Source organism: Pseudomonas sp. R28(2017), assembly GCF_002112505.1.
Lineage (GTDB): Bacteria > Pseudomonadota > Gammaproteobacteria > Pseudomonadales > Pseudomonadaceae > Aquipseudomonas.
Map to the genome: position 1 here is coordinate 72,387 of NZ_NEHW01000012.1, position 18,871 is coordinate 91,257.

An 18,871-nucleotide genomic window follows, 5' to 3' on the forward strand; every position below is an offset into this window, starting at 1 on the left:
GTATGTACAGGCCCTGTACGTTCGGCATCGAAGAGGAGTATCTGCTGACGGATCTGGCCAGCGGCCGGGTGCTGACCACCCCGTCGCCGACCGTGGTCCGGCGTTGCCGCGACGTGGTGGGCGAGTACTTTGCCGAAGAGATGTTCTGCAGCCAGATCGAGATCGCCTCGCCGGTTTTCACCAACCTGCACCAGGCCCGCCAGTTCTTTCTCGACTACCGCCAGCGCCTCAGTGCAAGCCTGGCCGAGGAGGGCGTCGGCCTGTACTGCGCCGCCAGCCACCCCAATGCGCCCTGGCTGCGCCAGAAGGCCAGGCCGTCGCCGCACTATCGCCAGGTTTTCGACGATTACCAGCACGTGGCCCGCCGCAGCCTGCTCAATGGCCTGCACATCCATGTAGGTGTACCGCCGGGCTGCGACCGCATGCAGCTGATCAACCGCCTGCTGTACTGGTTGCCGTTACTCTTGGTGCTGAGTACTTCATCGCCCTTGTGGGCCGGGCAGACGACCGGCTACATGAGCTACCGGCGGGTAATCTGCGGCGAGTGGCCACACATGGGGCTGCCGGAGGCATTGCCCGACTGGGCGGCCTATGAACGCTACCGGGCGTTGCTGCAACGTACGGGTTCATTGGCCGCGGAAGGTGACTTCTGGTGGGCGATCAGGCCGTCGCGGCGCTTCCCTACGGTAGAGCTGCGCATCTGTGATGCCTGCCCCGTGCTTGAGGATGCGCTGTGCCTGGCCGGCCTGTTCCGCCACCTGGTGGAGCACAACCTGCAACCTCATTACGACCCTGGCTCACTCAACCGCGAACTGCGCTGGGTTACCCAGGAGAACTACTGGCGCGCCATGCGCCACGGCCGCTTCGCCGAGTTCATCGGCCTGCATGACCAGCAGCCGGTCACGGCACTGGGCTGGCTTAGCCAGTTGCAAACGCGCTGGCCGACCGACACGGTGGACGCTGAGCGTTCCTACCGGCACGCGCAGCACATCCTGCAACAGGGGACCAGTGCCGACCAGCAACAGGCGGTGCTGGAGCAGGCACTGGCCAATGGCGCCACCACCGCTCAAGCGCTGCACGCAGTGACCGCCCAGGTGCTCGCGCAAGGCTGCGACGGTGCGCCAGCGCCGGTAACGGCGGCGGGGCTTGCAATCAGGTAACGAATGCCGAAAATGGCAGCGCCCCTCGCAAGCCATTCGGACCCCCTGCGCCATGATGCTGATCAAGCAATTCCCCGACATTTCCCTCGCCGATACGCTGTTTGTCTTCGCCCTGGAGGCAGAAGCAGGCGATGTGTTCGCCCACGTGAATACCGTGTTCACCGGCATTGGCAAGGTCAATGCCGCCATCGCCTTGACCAAGGCCATCCAGCAGCGGCGCCCCAAGCTGATCGTCAACCTCGGTTCGGCCGGCAGCCAGCGCCATGGCAAGGGCGAGGTGGTGTGCTGCACGCGCTTCGTGCAGCGCGACATGGACGTCACCCCGCTGGGCTTCGCCCGTTACCAGACGCCCCTGTCGGACATCCCGGTGCTGCTGGAGCATGGCCAGGCGATCCCCGGCCTGCCAGTGGAAACCTGTGGCAGCGGCGACAGCTTCGAGATCAACCATGGCGACGCGCCCTATGACGTGGTCGACATGGAAGCCTATGTGTTCGCGCTGATCGCCCGCGACGAAGGCATTCCGTTCGTGTGCCTGAAGTACATCTCGGATGACGCCGGCAGCGACGCCGCCGATGACTGGGCGGTGCAGGTGCATCTGGCGGCCGAGGCGTTCAAGCGGGTGTTGTTCACCGAGGTGGGCTGACCATCTGTCGGGCCCTTAGCCGTCCCGAACAAACCTTTTGCCAGGCAGCCGTCTCGAAAACGTAGGAACCCGCTTATCGGACTTGGGAGGTGCCAGCCATGGCCAGGGCTATCTGGAAAGGCGCGATCAGTTTCGGTCTGGTCCATATCCCGGTGTCGCTCAACACCGCCGTGCGCACCGAGCGCGTCGACTTCGACTGGCTCGACAAGCGCAGCATGGAGCCGGTGGGCTACAAGCGGATCAACAAGGTCACCGGCAAGGACATCGACAAGGACAATATCGTCAAGGGCGTGGAGTACGAGAAGGGCCGCTACGTGGTGATCAGCGAAGAAGAGATCCGCAAGGCGCGCCCCGAAGCCACCCAGACCATCGATATCTTCTCGTTCGTCGAAGCCTCGGACATTCCCCTGCAGCATTTTGACACGCCGTACTACCTGAGCCCCGACAAGCGCGGCGGCAAGGTCTATGCGTTGCTGCGCGAAACCCTGGCCAGCACCGCCAAGGTGGCGCTGGCCACGGTGGTGCTGCACACCCGCCAGCACCTGGCGCTGCTGCGCCCGCTGGACGAGGCGCTGGTGATGATCACCTTGCGCTGGCCCGAAGAAGTACGCGGGCTGGACAGCCTTGAGCTGGACAAGAGCGTGACCGAGGGCAAACCCGACAAACGCGAACTGGACATGGCCAAGCGGCTGGTCGAAGACATGAGTGGGCCGTGGGCGCCGGACGAGTACCACGATGCCTTCCGCCAGACCATCATGGACCTGGTGGAGGAGAAGGCCAGCAAGGGCAAGATCGCCGTGGTGGAAAAAGGCGAGGGCGGGGCTGCCGAGAAGGGTGCCGACATCATCGACCTTACCGAGCTGCTCAAGCGCAGCCTGGGTGGCAAGGCTGCCAACAAGGCCGGCCCTGAGAAGAAAACGGCCAAGCGGCCTCGAAAGGCTTCTTGAGTCCTGCGCTAGCAAGCGCCGCTTTACCCTGTGGGAGATCACCCAGCCCTTTGGGCTGCGCTGTCGCGCAGAGAACAAAGCCTCAGCATGCGCCGCTTTACCTTGTGGGAGCGGGCTTGCCCGCGAAGCATGCGACGCGGTGCATGGCACCGGCTTCGCCGGTGTTCGCGGGCGCGCCCGCTCCCACAGGACCTCAGCTAAATCAAAGAGTTATGTATTGTTCTGTGGGAGCGGGCGTGCCCGCGAATAGGCTGCTACAGACTTGCCAGATAATCCCCGAACCCTTCCCGAGCCCGGCTGTCGATCCGGCTGCTGGTCGCCACACTGTGCCTGGCCGTCCACACAATCTGTGCCCCGTCGGCCTCGAGATCGCGCACCAGCTGTACATCTTCATGCGCCGCCAATGGCTGAAACCCGCCGACCCGCGCATAGGCCCGGGCACACACGCCCAGGTTGGCCCCATGGATATGCCGATGGCCCTCCCGCGCCTCATAGCGGCTAAGGTACAGCTTGCGTAGCGCGGCCCGTTGCCAAGGTTGCCAGCGGGCCACATGCACCGTACCGCACACCACGTCAGCCGTGCAGGCCAGTTGCGACAGCAGCCAGTGCGCTGGCACCTGGCTGTCGGCGTCGGTGCAGGCCAGCCAGCTTGCGCCGCGTTCCAGCATCCACTCGGCACCCAGGCGGCGCGCCATGCCGACGCTGCCGGCCTCGACTGCAAGCACATCGACATCAAACCGGGCAGCCACCTTGGCGCTGGCATCGACACAGCGATCGAGCACCACTAGCACGTTGACGTAGTGCCCGGCCTGTTCAGCTTGCACGACGGCAGCGGCCATGGCTTTCAGGCAACGGCCCAGGCGCCGCGCCTCATTGTGAGCAGGAATCACCACGCCGATCATGGGCAGGTCTCGTCCAGGTCGACCACGCTGGGTTGGCACGACCAGTATTCAAGCAGGAAGTCGGCCTCCTCGTGCCGGTAGACCGGGAACAGTGGCAAGTGCTTGGCCAGCAACTGGTGCACCTCCCGGCCATCCTGCGGGCAGCCGGCGATCGGGTGCTTCCAGTGGCAGGCCAACAAACCGCCGTCGTAGGTCAGGCTGGCCACCGATTGTTCAATGACCTGCAACCAATCGGTGGGGTCGAGGTAATAGCCAATTTCACTGAGCACGATCAGGTCGAAACGCACACCCGGCCAGTCACCCGGCAACCTGGCGAGTTCGACCGACGCATTGGGCACGTCCGCCAGGCGCTCACGGGCCAGCCCCACAGCCGTTGGGTCGAGGTCCTGGCACAGCAGCTCGGCGCAGCGACCGGCCAGCAGGGCGCTGAGTTCGCCGTTGGCACAGGCAGGCTCGAACACCCGCTGATAGCACTGGCGCGGCAGGCTGGCCATGACCAGCTCGCGTTTGCGCTTTTCGTACCAGCGGGTGCGGAACGCCCATGGGTCTTCATTGGTGGCATACAGATCGGCGAAATACTGCGCATCGAGGCTCATGTCAACTCCGTTTACAGGAACACCAGTTCAAAAGGTTGCAGCAGACAATCCAGCAGGCGCGACGGCAGCACGGGTGGACGCGGACCATCGGGTTCCAGCTGGCTGGCGTGCGCGGCCAAGGCCTTGCGCTTGCGCGCCAAGGTGGCTTCGTTGAGCTCGAGGCGATGGGCGCGGGGCCAGGGCAGGCGCGGGTCATCCGGTTGCGCCCAATGCCAGGCCCACACCGGCACCTCGACCAACTGGGCCTTGCGCGCCAGCGCAGCCTGGGCAGCGGCTCTGCCGACGGCCTCATGGTCAGCGTGGCCATCGCCCCGCCAGGTTGCCATCAGCAGGTCATCGGGGCGCAGCACCTGGGACAGGTGATTGACCAGGAAGGCCTCCTCGCGCGGCAAGGCGCCGTCCTTGAGGTTCAACCGGCGCCAGTCCAGGCGGTTGAGGTTCAGTTCAAGCTGCTGCAGGGCCTGGCGGCTTTCCAGCGGGCGCTGGCGACGCAGGCGGTGCTCGCTCCACTGTTCGGAACCGGGGTGGCTACCCTCGCCATCGGTGGCGGAAATCAGCACCAGGTCGTCTTCGCGACCGCGAAAATGTGCCAGTAAGCCGCCGGCCATCAGGATCTCGTCGTCCGGGTGCGGCGCAATCAATACCAAGCGTCGCCCGGGCGGGCACAACTGCTGCGGGGTTATCCAGGTGGCGCGCGCCAGGTGCGCCGCGTGCTGCCACGCGGGCCAAGGGGTGCCGCTGCTGGCTTGAATCAGGTTGTCGCTCATAGCTTCCAGGCTCCTGCCGGCATTTGAGTCAATTGCTCGCCCAGCGCCGCCAGGTCGCGTTCGGCATGGCTCTGGCGCAGGTAGACCGGCAGGTCTGCGCTGAGCCTGGCGAAGTGGCTGTTGCGGCAGAACGGCGTGGCACCCAGCGCCCGCCCCACATGGCGGATCACCTGTTCGACGGCCTGTTCGACCTGGGCACGGGTGCGGCGCACCTCGAAGCTGGCGTCGGCGTCGGGTTGCCGGTCGATCCACGCGGCGCATTCGCGCAGGGCGGCGCGGGCGCCGTACAGGGCGGCATCCACGGCACCGAGGTGGGCATTGGCATGGGCGTCGGCGCGCGGGTTGCGGCAGTGTGCCCGCAGGTAGTCGGCCAAGGCTTCGGCGGCGCCGTACCAGCAGGCGGCGATGCCCGCGCCGCCATGCCAGAAACCGGGGCGCGACAGATACTGCCCGGGCTGGCCGATGGCAAGGCCAGGGGTGTTGTCGAACTCCACCTCGATGCTCGCCGTGGTGGCCATGCCCACGGCCTGCCAGCGGTCGATGCTCAAACCCTGGTTCGGCTGGGCCAGCTCGATTGCCACCAGTTGCGGTTGGTCGTCTTCGGCCCAGGCGGTGATCAATGCCCGGTCGATCTGCAATGCACCGGAGCACCAGGCCTTGCGCCCGCTCAGCTGCACCCGGTCGCCATGGCGCGCAACGATGCGCGCGCGGGCATCGGGCGGTTCTGCGGCCCAGACGCCCCAGGTGCCTTCACCCACCCGGTGCGCCGCGCCACACTCGGCCAGGATCGCCAGCGCGTCGGTATGGCCTTCGTAAAGCTTGGCCAGCGCCAGGTCGCAGCCGGCCACCCGTGCCAGGGTCTGCCAGCGACGCAAGGTGTTGCCTTGCCCCGGCAGTGGCAACAGGTCCAGGTGGTCGGCCTTGAGTGCCTGGATCAGCTGCGGCAGCTGGGTGTCGAGGTTCAGAGGCTGCGGCCGCTCACCAAAGGTGCGCAACAGCCGGTCGAGATTGTTGAGGTCGAAATCCTGGATGATGCTCATGCCATCCCCATCTGCTTGCGCATGCGTGCGGTGATCGATTGGCGGACCTTGGCCATGCCGGCCCAGGGGTCGTCGACCTCGGCCAGGCGCTCATGCAGGTTGCCGATATGCCACTGGTTGGCGCCCTTGAGCTGGGTCAGTTCTTCGCGCCAGATCGGCACCGACACCGGCAAGCCCTCGCGGGCGCGCAGGGAGTAGGCGCACACCGTGGTGGCGCCTTTGCCGTTGCGCAGGTAGTCGATGAAGATCTTGCCGACCCGGTTCTTCGGCCCGGACACCGCGCTGAGGCGGTCGGGGAACAACCTGGCCAGGTAATCGACGATGGCGTGGCTGAAGTCCTTGACCTCATCCCAGCCGGCGCGCCGGGTCAGGGGGACGACCAGGTGCATGCCCTTGCCGCCGCTGGTTTTGAGGAACACCTTCAGGCTCAGCTCGTCGAGCAGGGTGAGGGCCAGTTGGGTGGCCTCGAGCATGGCTTTCCACGGCAGCGCCGGGTCCGGGTCGAGGTCGAGCACGAAGCGGTCAGGCTTGTCGAAGTCCTTGTCGGTCGCGTTCCAGGTGTGCAGTTCCAGCATGTTCATCTGCACCGCGCCCAACAGGGTGTCGGGGCGGTTGATGACCATCGCCGCCTGGCCGGCTTCGGCTTTGTCGTAGGTGAGCACATGGGGGATGTGCAACTGGCCGGCGTTCTTCTGGAAAAACAGCTCGCCAGCCAGGCCGTCCGGCGCCCGCACCAAGGCCACGGGGCGGTCCTTGAGCTGCGGCAGCAGCCATTGGCTGACTGCGGCGTAGTACTCGGCGACTTGCCGCTTGGTGGCGCCGATGCTGGCATCGATCACCCGGTCGGGGTGGGTCAGGCGCAGCTCGCCGAGGTCGTCCGCTTGTTCGGCTTGCTTGCGTTTGGGCACAGTCTTGCCGGGCATGGCGCGCTCCAGGTCGATGGCGGTGGCCGGCTTGTCGTCGCGCAAGCCATGGAATACCGAGTGGCGCACCACGCCGTCGCGGGTCATCTGGGCGTAGGCAACCTCGGCCAGCAACTGCGGCTTGAGCCAGTGCACGCCACGGGCCTCGGCCCCGGTTGGCGGCTTGGGCAAGGCGGGCTTGGCGATTTCAAGGGGTTTGAGCCGGGCGTGGATGCTGGCCAGCGTGGTGGCGCTGAAACCGGTGCCGACCTTGCCGGCGTAACGCAAAGCGCCGCTGTCATTGTCGTGCAGGGCCAACAGCAGGGCGCCAAAGCCGTTGCGGCTGCCTTTGGGGTCGGTGAAACCGACGATCACGAACTCCTGGCGTTGCTTGCACTTGAGCTTCACCCAGTCGGCGCTGCGCCGGCCGACGTAGGGGCTGTCGGCACGTTTGCCGATCAAGCCTTCCAGTTCCAGGCGGCAGGCGCTGTCGAGCAGAGACTCGACGGGTTGGTCGAAGTCCTCGGAATAGCGGAGCAGGTCCGTTTCATGGTGCTCGAGCAGCTGCTGCAAGGCGGCACGGCGTTCTTGCAACGGCAGCTGGCGCAGATCCTGGCCGCCCAGATACGGCAGGTCGAACAGGTAGTAGCGGATCTGTTCGTCGTGGGCGGTATCAAAGGCGTTCTGCAGGGCCTGGAAGTCGGCCTTGCCGCTCTCATCGTTGACCACCATCTCGCCATCCAGCCACGCCGAATCGACGCCCAGCGCACGCAATGCCTGAACCTGGGCGGGCATCTTGGCGCTCCAGTCATGGCCGTTGCGGGTGAACAGGCGAATGTCATCGCCTTCGATGCGCGCCAGGATGCGGTAGCCATCGAATTTCACTTCGTAGCGCCAGTCACCGCTGGGAGGCGAGTCGACCAGGGTGGCCAGTTGCGGCTGCAGGTGCTCAGGCAGCGCGGCTTTCCGTGCACGGCGACGGGCAGGCGAACGTTTGGCTGGGGGCGCCTGCCGGGGCGGCAGTGTGCGGTCACTGAGCACGCTGTCGGGCTGGGCCTCGACGATGCTGTACTCGGCTTCGCTGCGTGCCTCGCCGTCGTGCGACTTGACCAGCATCCATTGCTCTTTCTTGCCGGCCAGGTGGGTGCGGAACAGGTTCCACACACCGTTGAGTTTTTCGCCCTGCAGACGAAAGCGCAGTTTGCCCTTGGCGTAGGCCTGGCGGGCATCGCCTTCCGGCTCCCAGATTCCCCGGTCCCAGACGATCACGTCACCGGCACCGTAGTGGCCCTCGGGGATATTCCCCTCGAAGTCGGCATAGTCCAGCGGGTGGTCTTCGACATGAACCGCCAGGCGCCGCACCTTCGGGTCGAGCGAAGGGCCCTTGGGGATCGCCCAGCTTTTCAGCGTGCCGTCCAGCTCCAGGCGGAAATCGTAGTGCAGGTGGCTGGCGTCGTGTTTCTGGATGCAGAACTGCAAGGCGTGCGCGCGCTTGCCCCGGCTGCGCTGGCCACTGGGCTCGGGCGTGGCGTTGAAGTCGCGCTTGCGCTCGTACTCTGCAAGGGGCTTGGCCATGGCGGGCTCCGGGGGTTTGCTGTCTGTAAATTGGGAGGCGGCCGCCCGCGCGGTAGTTCAAAAAAACTCTGAATCATCCGCAGCTTGCCAAGGTCGACCGTGTGTACCGATCTGATGGAGAGCTGCAATGAGCCGGACAGATGACCCCAAGCCCTACACACCGACTGAGATCGACGACACCGAAGACCGCATGGGCAGTGTCCACGAGCTGGACTTCAGTGACCGGCAAGACGATCGCGAAGGCCGTGCCGGTGATGAGCGGCCGGCCGAGGAGGTTGCCCAGGAGTTCCCGCCACGCCGCGTTGCCGAAAGCGGCATGACCGGTGGCGAAACCCTGAGCGACAGCCTGCATGAAGACAACGTCACCTACGACGACCTCAGCCCCGACACGCTGCTGGACGAAACCGGCGCTCGCGACCCGCATGAACCGGGCGGCAGCGGTGGGCCGGCGGACAAAACCTTGCGCCACGTGGATGCCGACGAAATTGGCGGCGGGATCGGCCTGGATGAGGCCGAGCTGGCGCGTTCCGCACCGCTGGACGGTGAACCGTGGACCGATGATGTCATCGAGGATGACGAGGGGAAAACACCATGAGCGAGCAACGTTGTGCCTGCAACCATTGCAGTTGTGCCGTCGATGCCAATGCCGTGCAGCAAGGCGGCAAGGCCTACTGCTGCGAAGCCTGCGCCAGCGGGCACCGCAATGGTGAGCCATGCCGCATGGCCGACTGCAAGTGTGGCGATACCGTGCAGCCGAAGGAGAGCACTGTAGACAATGCGCTGGACGAGACCTTCCCGGCCAGCGACCCGATTTCACCTTGAGTCAGTGCGTTTGCCAGATGCCCTCGTTACGTTCGCAGTCGGCGCGGGCCTGGCCGAGGCTGGGGGTGTCGTAGTAATAGGTGATCACCCTCGCATCCTTGGGCAGGGCCGGCTTCGATGAGGGCTGGTCGCGCCCGGCCGCCTTGGGGTTGGCCAGTGTTTCCTGGGTCAGCGGTGCGATGCAGCTGCCCGCGCTGCCATCGGCGCAACGCGGCACCTTGTGTTTTTCGGTGCTGAGCATGTCCTTGCTCTCGTTGCTGCACGACCAGTTGATCGCTTCGGCAGGCATGTTGCTGAAGCTGTAGCAGGTACGCTGCTCCACCGGTTTCACCGCCTCGCTGGAGGAGCGTGTCATCACTTCGCAGGCTTCTGCCAAGGCTTCGCCGCTGGCCAGGCTGCCGAGCAACATCATCATTGCGGGAACGCGCATGATTACCTCCCGGGCCTTCTAGGCCGGTTTGTCGCGCTGGCGCATGGCCCGCGCGCGCTTTTCCAGGATCAGGTAAGTGATGACCGCGACCACCAGCGGCACCAGGTAGTACAGCGTCCGGTAGCCCAGTAGCGCCGCTACCAGCGAACCCTGGCCGAGTTGCCCGTGGAGCAGGGCGAGGAACACCGTTTCGAGCACGCCGAGGCCGGCGGGGATATGGGCGACCACCCCCGCCACGCAGCTGATCAGCAGGATGCCGAGAATCGACGGGTAGAACGCCTCGCCCGGCAGCAGCCAGAAGATCAGCAAGGCCATCATCGCCCAGTTGCTTGCACCCAACGCCACCTGGCACAAGGCCAGGCGCAGCGAGGGCAGGGTGACTTCATGCTCACGCCAGCGCCAGGTGCGCTTTTTCGCCAGGCCACAGGCCAACAGGTAGCCGATGGCGATGGCCAGCAACAGCACACCGATCAGCCGCAGGCCACCGGCGCCGACCGCCCAGTTGTCCGGCAACTTGACCAGGCCCAGGGCGAACACGCTGCCGGCCAGCAGCATGTAGCCCATCCAGTTGGTCAGCAGGCCCAGGGTGAGGATGCGGGTGATGGTCGGTGTGTCCAGGCCCAGGCGGCTGTACAGGCGGTAACGCAGGGCCACGCCACCCACCCAGGTGGTGAAGTTGAGGTTGAACGCATAACAGACGAAGGCCACCGGCAGCACCTGCCGGGCGGGCAGACGGTGGCCGGTGTAGGCGCGGGCCAGCAGGTCGTAGCTGGCGAAGATCAGGTAGCTGCACAGCGCCAGGGCCAGGCCGATGAGCAGCGTGCCCGGCTTGTAGGCCAGCAACGACTGGCGCACCTCGTTCCAGTCCAGGTTGCGCGCCAGCACGTACAGCAGCACCGGTATGAGGATCAGGAATGCCACGGTGAACAGGCGCTTGCCCCAGACGTGCCAAGGTTTCTGTGCCATCAGGTGTTGCCCTCATGTAGATCGCCCTGGGCTTCGACCTCGGGCTGCACCGAGCGCAGGCGCTGGCGGTGCGCGGGGAACCAGCCGGCAATGCGCGGGAAATGCCGGATGACGTGGAAACACACGAAGATCAGGGGGGCGCGCCACCAGTAGCCGCGGATCATCCGCTCCAGCGTTACCGGTTTGCATTGCTCGTCTGCAAGTGCCCGCAGGTGGGCGTACAGCTGCTGGTTGAATGCCGGGTCACGGATGAACAGGTTGGCTTCCAGGTTGAACGACAGGCTCAAGGGGTCGAGGTTGCTGGAGCCGACCGTGGCCCAGGCGTCGTCGACCAGCGCCACCTTGCCGTGCAGCGGCCGCTGGCAATACTCGTGGATCCGCACGCCATCGCGCAGCAGGTAGTTGTAGAGCAGCCGTGACAAGGCGCGCACCCAGCGCATGTCGGGCTGGCCCTGGAGAATCAGGGTGACCTCGACACCACGCCGCGCGGCGTTGCGCAGCTCGCGCAGCAGGCGGTAGCCCGGGAAGAAGTAGGCATTGGCCACGACCACGCGCTGCCGCGCTGCGCGCAGCGCCTGCAGGTAATAGGTTTCGATGTCGGTACTACGCAGCCGGTTGTCGCGCTCGACCAGCACCGCTGTGCTCTGGCCCGTAGGCTGCGTCACGGGGCGCACCTCGCTGGGCGGCTCCAGCACCGGGGCCATCAGCCTGCGGCTGGCGGCATGCACCTGCGCCACCACCGGCCCGGTCACCTCCACGGCGTAGTCCTGTTTGGCCATGGGGCCGAAATCCCCCAGGTGGTCGGCGCTGTAGTTGATCCCACCGATAAAGGCCCGTGTGCCATCGATGACCACGATCTTGCGGTGCAGGCGCCGGAACAGGTTGGTGCGCATGCCAGCCAGCCTGGGTTGCGGGTCGAAGGCATGGAAGCTGACCCCGGCATCGGTCAGCGCCGAGACGAAATCATCCGTCAGGTCGGCGGTGCCGTAGCCGTCCACTGCCACTTCCACCCGTACGCCACGCCGTGCAGCATCGATCAGCACGCTCTGCAGCTGCTGGCCGACCTTGTCGTCGTAGATGATGAAGGTTTCCAGCAGGATCTCTTCCTGTGCCTGGGCCATGGCCTCGAAAACACGGGGGTAATACTGCTCGCCATTGATCAGCAGTTCGACGTGGTTACCGTCCACCCAGGGCCTGTTCACAGGTCGATCTCCGCAGCCAGTGGGGCATGGTCGGACAGGTGCGACCAAGGGTACATGGACAGCACCTGGGCCTTGGCCGGCATGGCATTGCGCAGGTAGATGCGGTCCAGGCGCAGCAGCGGCAGGCGGGCCGGGAAGCTGCGTGCCGGGCTGCCGAAGTGTTCGCCGAAGGCTTCGACCAGGCGCTGGGAGAGCACCGCATCGGCCTTCAGCCGCCAGTCATTGAAGTCACCGGCGATGATCACCGGTGCCTGCGCGGGCAGGCTGTCGAGCCGCTTGAGCAGCAGCTGAATCTGGCTTTGCCGGTGCGCCTCGCGCAGCCCCAGGTGCACGCAGATGGCGTGCACCTGCTCATGCCCCGGCACCTCCAGGCGGCAATGCAGCAGGCCGCGCTGTTCGTTGCCGTGGATCGACACGTCGAGGTTCTCGTAGTGTGCGATCGGGAATTTCGACAGCAGGGCGTTGCCGTGGTCGCCGTGGGGGTAGACGGCGTTACGGCCATAGGCGAACTGCGGCCACATGCTGTCGGCAAGGAATTCGTACTGGGGCGTCTCCGGCCACGCCGGGTGGCGCACGGCGTGCTGCTGGTGGCTGCCGTGCACCTCCTGGAGGAACACCAGGTCGGCGTTGGTGGCGCGCACCGCTTCGCGCAGTTCCGGCAGGATGAAGCGCCGGTTGAACAGGGTGAAACCCTTGTGCACGTTGATCGTCAGCACGTTGAGGCGGTGCACCGCCGTGACCTTGTCGATGATGCAGCGTGGCGCAGGCAGGGTCTTGTTCATAGCTGCACCTGCGGCGTCACGCCCGGTTCGGTGAGCAGGTGGTAATCGAGCTTGAGCTTTTCCAGCAGCCGCCGGGCATCGTAGGGCGCGTGGACTTTCTGATCGTTGTCGAAGTAGCAGTAGATGTCACGCGAGGCTCGCCGTGGCGGTGCCCCGGCCACGATCAGCTGTGCATCGTCGGCCTGGCCGCCCTCGGCCCAGGCTTGAATCCGTTGCTTCCATCGGCGCAGGGCCCGCGCCGTGTAGCCGCTGCTGTAGAGCTCGACGTCACCGTGCAGGCGCATGTAGACGAAATCGGCGGTGACATCCTCCACATACGGCCACTTGCCCGCGCTGTCCGCCACCACCAGGGCCACGCGGTGTTTGCGCAGCAGTTTGACGAAGGTTTCGCAGAGGAAGCTCTCGTGGCGGATTTCCACGGCATGGCGCAGCCGCACGTTGCCCTTGATTGCGGTGCCACCGTTATCCTTGAGGCTTTCGGCGCAGCCCATGGCACAGGCGCGTGCCGCCTTGCGGTCCTTGGGCAGCAACTGGAAGAAGCGGCTGAAACGCGCTTCGTCGAACTTCATGTTCGGTGGAAACTGCCACAGGAAGGGCCCCAGCTTGCCGCCCAGCAGCAAGGGGCCGGAGGCAAAGAAATTGGCCATGGGCTCTTCGATGTCCTTGAGCCGGCGCACATGGGTGATGTAGCGCGGGCCTTTGACCGCGAAAATGAAGTCGTCCGGCGCCTCGTCACGCCAGTTCTGGTAGCGTTCGGGCGTTTGCAGGCTGTAGAACGAGCCATTGATCTCGATGCTGTTCACCGCCCGCGAGGCAAACGCCAGTTCGCTGTCCTGGCGCAGGCCCTTGGGGTAGAAGTCCTTGCGCCACGGGCCATAGCGCCATCCGGAAATGCCGATGCGGATATCGCTCACGCTGCAGTCCTCATAGCCTGATCCTTTGAACGTCACTCAAGTTGCGACCGGAGCAAGGCTGCGAGGGTTCAGCGCAGTTGATCGAATGCTGCGCTGCGGCCCTGAGTTGAACTTTGTCGGCGCCAGCGATTCCACCGCATAGCGGATAGGCAGCACAGGAGATCGTCGGCATGAAATTCGATCGCTTCTGTCAGTGGTTGGCCAACTGGGCCGGGCGACCGCTGGCGTTTGGCGTGGCCTTCCTGTTGATCCTGGCCTGGGGCATCACCGGGCCGCTTTTCGACTTCAACGACACCTGGCAACTGGTGATCAATACCTCGACCACCATCATCACCTTCCTGATGGTGTTCCTGATCCAGAACACCCAGAACCGCGACAACGACGAGCTGCATATCAAGATCGACGAATTGCTGCGCACCACCCAGAAAGCGCACAAGGCGCTGCTCGATCTGGAGGACATGGCCCCGGCCGAGCTGCATGCCTTGCGCAAGCAGTACCAGCAGATGGCCGAGCGCAGCGACGAACAATCGAAGGAATGACCTGCCAAGACCGGAGGCAAGCATGGCCAGACATATCATCCACTTCACCGGGCCGATCAACTCATCCACCTGTGGCAACCTGATCAACACCTGCTCGCGCGCCCTGCAGCAGGGCGCTGACGTGCTGCAATTGAACATCGCCACCATGGGCGGCGAGTGCAGCTACGGCTTTACCCTGTACAACTTCCTGCGCAGCCTGCCGATCAGCGTGCACACCCACAACCTGGGCACTGTCGAGTCGATGGGCAATATCCTGTTCCTGGCGGGCGAGCACCGCACGGCGTGCAGCTACAGCAAGTTCCTGTTCCACCCGTTCCACTGGACGCTGCATGGCTCGGTGGACCATGCGCGCATGGCCGAATACGCCATGAGCCTGGATTATGACTTGCGCCTTTATGCACAGATCGTCGCCGAACGTACCGAAGGCAGCAGCGAAGTGCTGGACGTGCCGCGCTACCTGATGGCCTATCCACGGATCCTCGGGCCCAAGGAGGCGCTGGACAGCGGGATGATCCATGCCATCGACGAAATGCCGATCGAGGCCGAGGTCAACCAGTGGAGCGTGCATGCCTGAGCGCCGAACCCTTGTAGGAGCGGGCGTGCCCGCGAAGCAGGCGACGCGGTGCATGGCACCGGCTTCGCCGGTGTTCGCGGGCACGCCCGCTCCCACAAGTACAGCGCACGGCTGGAAGCGGGTGATAATCCTGCAAGCGGCTCAGCAGGGCACCGAGCCGCTGAGCGCTTCAATGGCCTCGACCAGCTCGTCGTAGCCCACCGGTTTGTTCAGATGGCGATCGAAGCCGGACTGGCGCGACTTGTGCTGGTCGGCGCTGGCGCCGTAGCCGGTAAGCGCAATGGCCGGCGTGTGACGCAGGTGGGCGAGGCCGCGCAGCGCCCTGATCAGCGCGTGGCCGTCCATGCCTGGCATGCCGATGTCCGAGATGATCACGTCATACTGGCCGCTGGCTGCCGCTTCCAAGGCTTTCAGCGGGTCGCTGTAGGCCGCGACTTCGGCGCTCTCCATCTCCAGCAGCTGTTGCATCACCTCCAGGACTTCGGCCGAGTCGTCGACCAGCAATACCGTTGTGCCCTGCAACCGCCCCTCGCTCAAGGGCTCAGGGGCATCGTCGCGCAGTTGCGGGCCGGTGTCGCACAGTGGCAGGCGTACGGTAAAGGTGCAGCCCTTGCCAGGCCCTGCCGAGCTGGCCTGGACGCTGCCGCCATGGGCTTCGGCAAGCTGGCGCACCAGTGACAGGCCGATGCCGAGGCCTTCACGGCCGTGGCTGGCCGACTGTGGCGCCTGGCTGAACAGGTCGAAGATATGCTCCAGGTTGTCCTGGCTCAGGCCCACGCCCTGGTCGATCACCTGCAGCCGTGCCTGGGTATCGTCGTGGCTCAGCACCAGGCGAATGTCACCACCTGGCGGGCTGAACTTCAGCGCGTTGTTCAGCAGGTTCCAGACGATCTGCTCCAGCCGCGTCACGTCACCCTCGATCATCAGTGGCAGGTCGTCGGCGGGCAGTTCCAGGCGCACCGGGCAAGGGTGCTGCTCGCTCTGCAGCACCGCATGGATGCCCCGGACAATGGCGCCGAGGTCCAGCGGCTCGGTCTTGAGCTTGAGCTTGCCGGTGCGAATACGCGCCACATCGAGCAGGTCGTCGATGATCCGGGCCTGGCTGGACACGGCTTCGCAGATGGTGCCAACGGCCTTGCTGGCAGCGCCGATGCCCTTGACCGTGGGGAGCCGGCGGAGGATTTCGGCATTGAGCTGGATCAGGTTGAGCGGGTGCTTGAGTTCGTGGGACATCACCGCGAAGAACTCGTCCTTCATGTGGCTGGAGCTCTGCGATTCGGCCAGTTGCTTGCTCAGGCGCTCTTCACCGAGGCGCACGCGCTCTTCGGCGGCGTGGTTCTTGCTGATGTCGATGAAGGTCAGCACGGTGCCGTCGATTTTCTGCTCGCTGGCGCGGTAGGGCAGCAGGCGCGCCAGGTACCAGTGGTTGTCCTGGGCTCCGATCTCCCGTTCGATGATGGTTTCACCCTTGGCCACGGCGCGGGCGTCGTCGGCCAGCGCCGGGTAATCGAGGCGGTGGGTGATGTCCAGCAGCGAGCGGCCGGTATCCACCGGCAGCATGTTGAACAGGTCGGTGGCGCGCGGGGTGAACCAGCGAATGTGCAGGTTGCGGTCGACGAACACCGTGGCTATATCGGTCGAGGCGATCAGGTTGCTCAGGTAGTCGTTGACCTTGTCGGTCTCCTCGACCTTGTTCTTGAGCTCGTAGTTGACGGTGAGCAGCTCCTCGTTGATCGACTGCAGTTCTTCCTTGCTGGTTTCCAGTTCTTCACTGGCCGAGCGCAGTTCTTCGTTGATGGCCTGCATTTCTTCGTTGGAGGCGGTCAGTTCTTCGCTGGAAATTTCCGACTGCTCGATGGTTTCCTGCAATTGCAGGCGGGTACGCTGCAGTTCGCGCTCCAGGTTGTGCAGGACCATGCTGTCGGTCTGGCGGATGACCCCGGGCAGCGGCAGCGCCGGGTCGGGCGCGCGCACCTCGAACACCACCAGCAGGCACTCGCCGGTGCTGAGCTCATCCTTGAAGGGTTGCACGGTGATCTCCACCTGCTGGCGGTGTTCACCGTCGCCCAGGTCGACCGGCCGCGAGGTGACGGCCTCGGTGCCCTGGCGGGCCTGGAACAATGTGCTGCGCAAGGCCAGGCGCAGGCTCGGCAATACCAGGTTGAGCAGGTTGCGGCTCGGCTCGCCAGCGGCCAGTTGCAAGTAACGCCCGACACCGTCGCTCATGTGCAGGATATTGCCGTCGCCGTCGATGATCAGGCTCGGCGGCGTGCGCCGGGCCAGGGCCCGATGGTGCATTTCGGCATAAGACGGCTTGCGCCCGGGCTTGGCCTTGGCCTGCAGCTCCTGGGCCAGACTGGCTACGCTCACACCGGGCAGCTGCCGGCCGGAGCTGCGGCCGGCCGGGCTGACGTCACGGGCGCGGAAGATCCGGTTGCGCTTGTCCACCGGGACGAACAGCTCGCCGGCCACATCGGCCGATTCGGACGTGCCCAGGAACAGGTAGCCGCCGCTGCGCAGGGCATAGTGGAACATCTGCAGGATGTCGTGCTGGATTTCGCGGTCCAGGTAGATCAGCAGGTTGCGGCAGACGATCAGGTCGATCTGCGAGAACGGCGGGTCGGACAGCAGGTTGTGGCGGGCGAACAGCACCTTCTCCCGGACCTCCTTGCGCACCCGGTAGTGCTGGTCTTCCTTGACGAAGAACTGGCGCAGCCGGGCAGGCGGCACGTCGGTGACGATCGCTTCGGGGTAGGAACCGGTGCGGGCGATGCCGATGGCGCGTTCGTCAAGGTCGGTGGCGAACACCTGGACCTTGCTTGTGCGTTGCTCCACGGCCAGTTGCTCACACACCAGCATGGCCAGGCTGTAGGACTCTTCACCGGTGGAACAGCCGGCCGACCAGACGCGGATTTCGCGATTTTCTTCGCCTTCGCTGACCAGTTGCGGCAGCACGTGGCGCTCCAGTGACTCGAACGCCTCTCGGTCGCGGAAGAAGTTGGTCACCCCGATCAGCATGTCGCCCAGCAAGGCGCTGGCTTCGCCGGTGTGTTGCTCCAGGTAGCGCAGGTAACCGCCAAGGTCGGTCTGCCCGGTCACGTGCAGGCGGCGCTCGATCCGTCGCAGCACGGTGGCGCGCTTGTAGTGCTGGAAGTCGTGGCCGGTCGCATTGCGCAGCTGCAGCAGGATTTCTTCGAGCAAGGGCTCCGCGGCCTGGGCATCGCCGGCGCGGGTACCCAGGGGTGGGGGCAGAGTATCGTCTTCGATGTGCGGCAGTTTCACCTGGCGCGCAGTACGCCACAGTTCCATCAGTTTCTGTGGCATCTCGGCAGCCGGCAGCACCAGGTCGACCATGCCGGTCTCGATGGCGGCGCGGGGCATGCTGTCGTACTGGGCGTCGTCCGGGGTCTGCGCCAGGGCCACGCCGCCCTGTTCCTTGATCCGCGACAGGCCCACCGCGCCGTCGGCACCGGTGCCCGACAACACCACGCAGAAGGCGTGGTCCTTGTGCACGTCGGCCAGGTCACGGAAGAACAGGTCGATGGCCACGTGGTCGCCGCGTCGGCGGTTGGCCGGGGTGACGCGCAGGTAGCCGTCGTTGGTGGAGAGGCGGTTGGCCGGGGAAATCACGTAAACATGGTTGCGCTCGATCGGTACCGGTTCGGTGACCTGGCGCACCGGCATCGGCGTCGCTTCCTGGATGATGCGGTCGGCCACGCTCTGATGGTCGGGCGACAGGTGCAGCACCACCACGAAGGCCATGCCGCAATCGCTGGGCATCTGCTGGAAGAACGTGCGGATGGCTTCCAGCCCGCCAGCCGAAGCGCCGATGCCGACCACAGGGAAGTCCAGGTGGCTGGGGCTCAGCGCGGGGTTGTGCGGCGATGCAGGTTGCTCAGTCATGGAGAAGCCTTGTGCAGACCAGAAGGGTGGCCCTTCGAAGCATCGCCGGGCAGCTGAGCGAGCATTATAGGCCGCTCGTCGGCTCTGCTGCGAGGCATTGCAGCATGGGGGCCGCTTGCAGTTGTGACCATGGCCAGGCAGAAAAATTGCCTGTGGCAAAACCCAGTGCACAAGCATTTGTATCGATGGCCTTTCGCGCCACCGGTC

At 65.2% G+C, this 18,871-nt stretch carries 18 protein-coding genes; 7 read left to right on the top strand and 11 right to left on the bottom strand.

Annotated elements, in window-relative coordinates:
* Positions 1 to 2 precede the first annotated feature (2 nt).
* The 3 genes from CAF78_RS20490 (at position 3) to CAF78_RS20500 (ending at position 2,750) form a co-directional block, all read left to right on the top strand.
* A complete protein-coding gene (locus CAF78_RS20490) occupies positions 3 to 1,160 on the top strand; it encodes a carboxylate-amine ligase (RefSeq protein WP_085677486.1) in 1,158 nt (385 codons plus the stop codon).
* A 52-nt stretch (positions 1,161 to 1,212) separates the two neighbouring features.
* Positions 1,213 to 1,803 carry a nucleosidase gene (locus CAF78_RS20495; protein ID WP_085677487.1) on the top strand — a complete coding sequence of 197 codons (591 nt, stop codon included), beginning with the start codon at positions 1,213 to 1,215 and terminating at the stop codon, positions 1,801 to 1,803.
* Between the two features lie 98 nt (positions 1,804 to 1,901).
* A complete protein-coding gene (locus CAF78_RS20500; protein WP_085677488.1) occupies positions 1,902 to 2,750 on the top strand; it encodes a Ku protein in 849 nt (282 codons plus the stop codon).
* A 254-nt stretch (positions 2,751 to 3,004) separates the two neighbouring features.
* Here CAF78_RS20500 and CAF78_RS20505 read toward each other — a convergent pair whose 3' ends face one another.
* The 5 genes from CAF78_RS20505 to ligD are packed head-to-tail and all read right to left on the bottom strand — an operon-like array spanning position 3,005 to position 8,532.
* A complete protein-coding gene (locus CAF78_RS20505) occupies positions 3,005 to 3,652 on the bottom strand; it encodes a glycosyltransferase family 2 protein (protein WP_085677489.1) in 648 nt (215 codons plus the stop codon).
* On the bottom strand, positions 3,649 to 4,248 hold the full coding sequence (locus CAF78_RS20510) for a bifunctional 2-polyprenyl-6-hydroxyphenol methylase/3-demethylubiquinol 3-O-methyltransferase UbiG (RefSeq protein ID WP_085677490.1): 600 nt from the start codon (positions 4,246 to 4,248) through the stop codon (positions 3,649 to 3,651). The genes CAF78_RS20505 and CAF78_RS20510 overlap by 4 nt, the downstream gene beginning before the upstream one ends.
* 11 nt (positions 4,249 to 4,259) lie before the next feature.
* Positions 4,260 to 5,015 carry a PIG-L deacetylase family protein gene (locus CAF78_RS20515; RefSeq protein WP_085677491.1) on the bottom strand — a complete coding sequence of 252 codons (756 nt, stop codon included), beginning with the start codon at positions 5,013 to 5,015 and terminating at the stop codon, positions 4,260 to 4,262.
* Positions 5,012 to 6,055 (bottom strand): acyl-CoA dehydrogenase, encoded by a 1,044-nt coding sequence (locus CAF78_RS20520; RefSeq protein ID WP_085677492.1) that lies wholly within the window; start codon positions 6,053 to 6,055, stop codon positions 5,012 to 5,014. Before CAF78_RS20520 ends, CAF78_RS20515 begins: the two co-directional genes overlap by 4 nt.
* Entirely contained in the window at positions 6,052 to 8,532 is a 2,481-nt protein-coding gene (gene ligD / locus CAF78_RS20525) for a DNA ligase D (protein WP_085677493.1), read from the bottom strand. Before ligD ends, CAF78_RS20520 begins: the two co-directional genes overlap by 4 nt.
* A gap of 127 nt (positions 8,533 to 8,659) precedes the next feature.
* Here ligD and CAF78_RS20530 point away from each other — a divergent pair, with 127 nt between their 5' ends.
* Both CAF78_RS20530 and CAF78_RS20535 read left to right on the top strand, forming a co-directional pair.
* Positions 8,660 to 9,127: a phosphotransferase system, HPr-related protein gene (locus CAF78_RS20530; protein WP_085677494.1), complete on the top strand. Its 468-nt coding sequence runs from the start codon at positions 8,660 to 8,662 to the stop codon at positions 9,125 to 9,127.
* On the top strand, positions 9,124 to 9,354 hold the full coding sequence (locus tag CAF78_RS20535) for a metallothionein (RefSeq protein WP_085677495.1): 231 nt from the start codon (positions 9,124 to 9,126) through the stop codon (positions 9,352 to 9,354). The genes CAF78_RS20530 and CAF78_RS20535 overlap by 4 nt, the downstream gene beginning before the upstream one ends.
* Before the next feature lies 1 nt (position 9,355).
* On the opposite strand, the gene CAF78_RS20540 is transcribed toward CAF78_RS20535, so the two are convergent.
* Genes CAF78_RS20540 through CAF78_RS20560 form a run of 5 tightly spaced genes read right to left on the bottom strand, consistent with a single transcriptional unit; the run spans position 9,356 to position 13,648 of the window.
* Positions 9,356 to 9,784, bottom strand: coding sequence for a hypothetical protein (locus tag CAF78_RS20540; RefSeq protein ID WP_085677496.1), 429 nt, complete (start codon positions 9,782 to 9,784; stop codon positions 9,356 to 9,358).
* Positions 9,785 to 9,802: 18 nt separating this feature from the next.
* Entirely contained in the window at positions 9,803 to 10,750 is a 948-nt protein-coding gene (locus CAF78_RS20545; RefSeq protein ID WP_085677497.1) for a lysylphosphatidylglycerol synthase domain-containing protein, read from the bottom strand.
* Positions 10,750 to 11,952 carry a cardiolipin synthase ClsB gene (gene clsB, locus CAF78_RS20550; protein ID WP_085677498.1) on the bottom strand — a complete coding sequence of 401 codons (1,203 nt, stop codon included), beginning with the start codon at positions 11,950 to 11,952 and terminating at the stop codon, positions 10,750 to 10,752. The genes CAF78_RS20545 and clsB overlap by 1 nt, the downstream gene beginning before the upstream one ends.
* Positions 11,949 to 12,734, bottom strand: coding sequence for an endonuclease/exonuclease/phosphatase family protein (locus CAF78_RS20555; protein ID WP_085677499.1), 786 nt, complete (start codon positions 12,732 to 12,734; stop codon positions 11,949 to 11,951). Before CAF78_RS20555 ends, clsB begins: the two co-directional genes overlap by 4 nt.
* Entirely contained in the window at positions 12,731 to 13,648 is a 918-nt protein-coding gene (locus CAF78_RS20560; RefSeq protein WP_085677500.1) for a DUF72 domain-containing protein, read from the bottom strand. The genes CAF78_RS20555 and CAF78_RS20560 overlap by 4 nt, the downstream gene beginning before the upstream one ends.
* Positions 13,649 to 13,818: 170 nt before the next feature.
* Between CAF78_RS20560 and CAF78_RS20565 the strand changes: the two genes are divergently transcribed.
* Both CAF78_RS20565 and CAF78_RS20570 read left to right on the top strand, forming a co-directional pair.
* A complete protein-coding gene (locus CAF78_RS20565) occupies positions 13,819 to 14,187 on the top strand; it encodes a low affinity iron permease family protein (RefSeq protein ID WP_085677501.1) in 369 nt (122 codons plus the stop codon).
* 22 nt (positions 14,188 to 14,209) lie between these two features.
* A complete protein-coding gene (locus CAF78_RS20570) occupies positions 14,210 to 14,761 on the top strand; it encodes an ATP-dependent Clp protease proteolytic subunit (RefSeq protein WP_085677502.1) in 552 nt (183 codons plus the stop codon).
* A gap of 141 nt (positions 14,762 to 14,902) precedes the next feature.
* Here CAF78_RS20570 and CAF78_RS20580 read toward each other — a convergent pair whose 3' ends face one another.
* On the bottom strand, positions 14,903 to 18,664 hold the full coding sequence (locus tag CAF78_RS20580) for a CheR family methyltransferase (protein WP_085677503.1): 3,762 nt from the start codon (positions 18,662 to 18,664) through the stop codon (positions 14,903 to 14,905).
* Between the last annotated feature and the right edge of the window lie 207 nt (positions 18,665 to 18,871).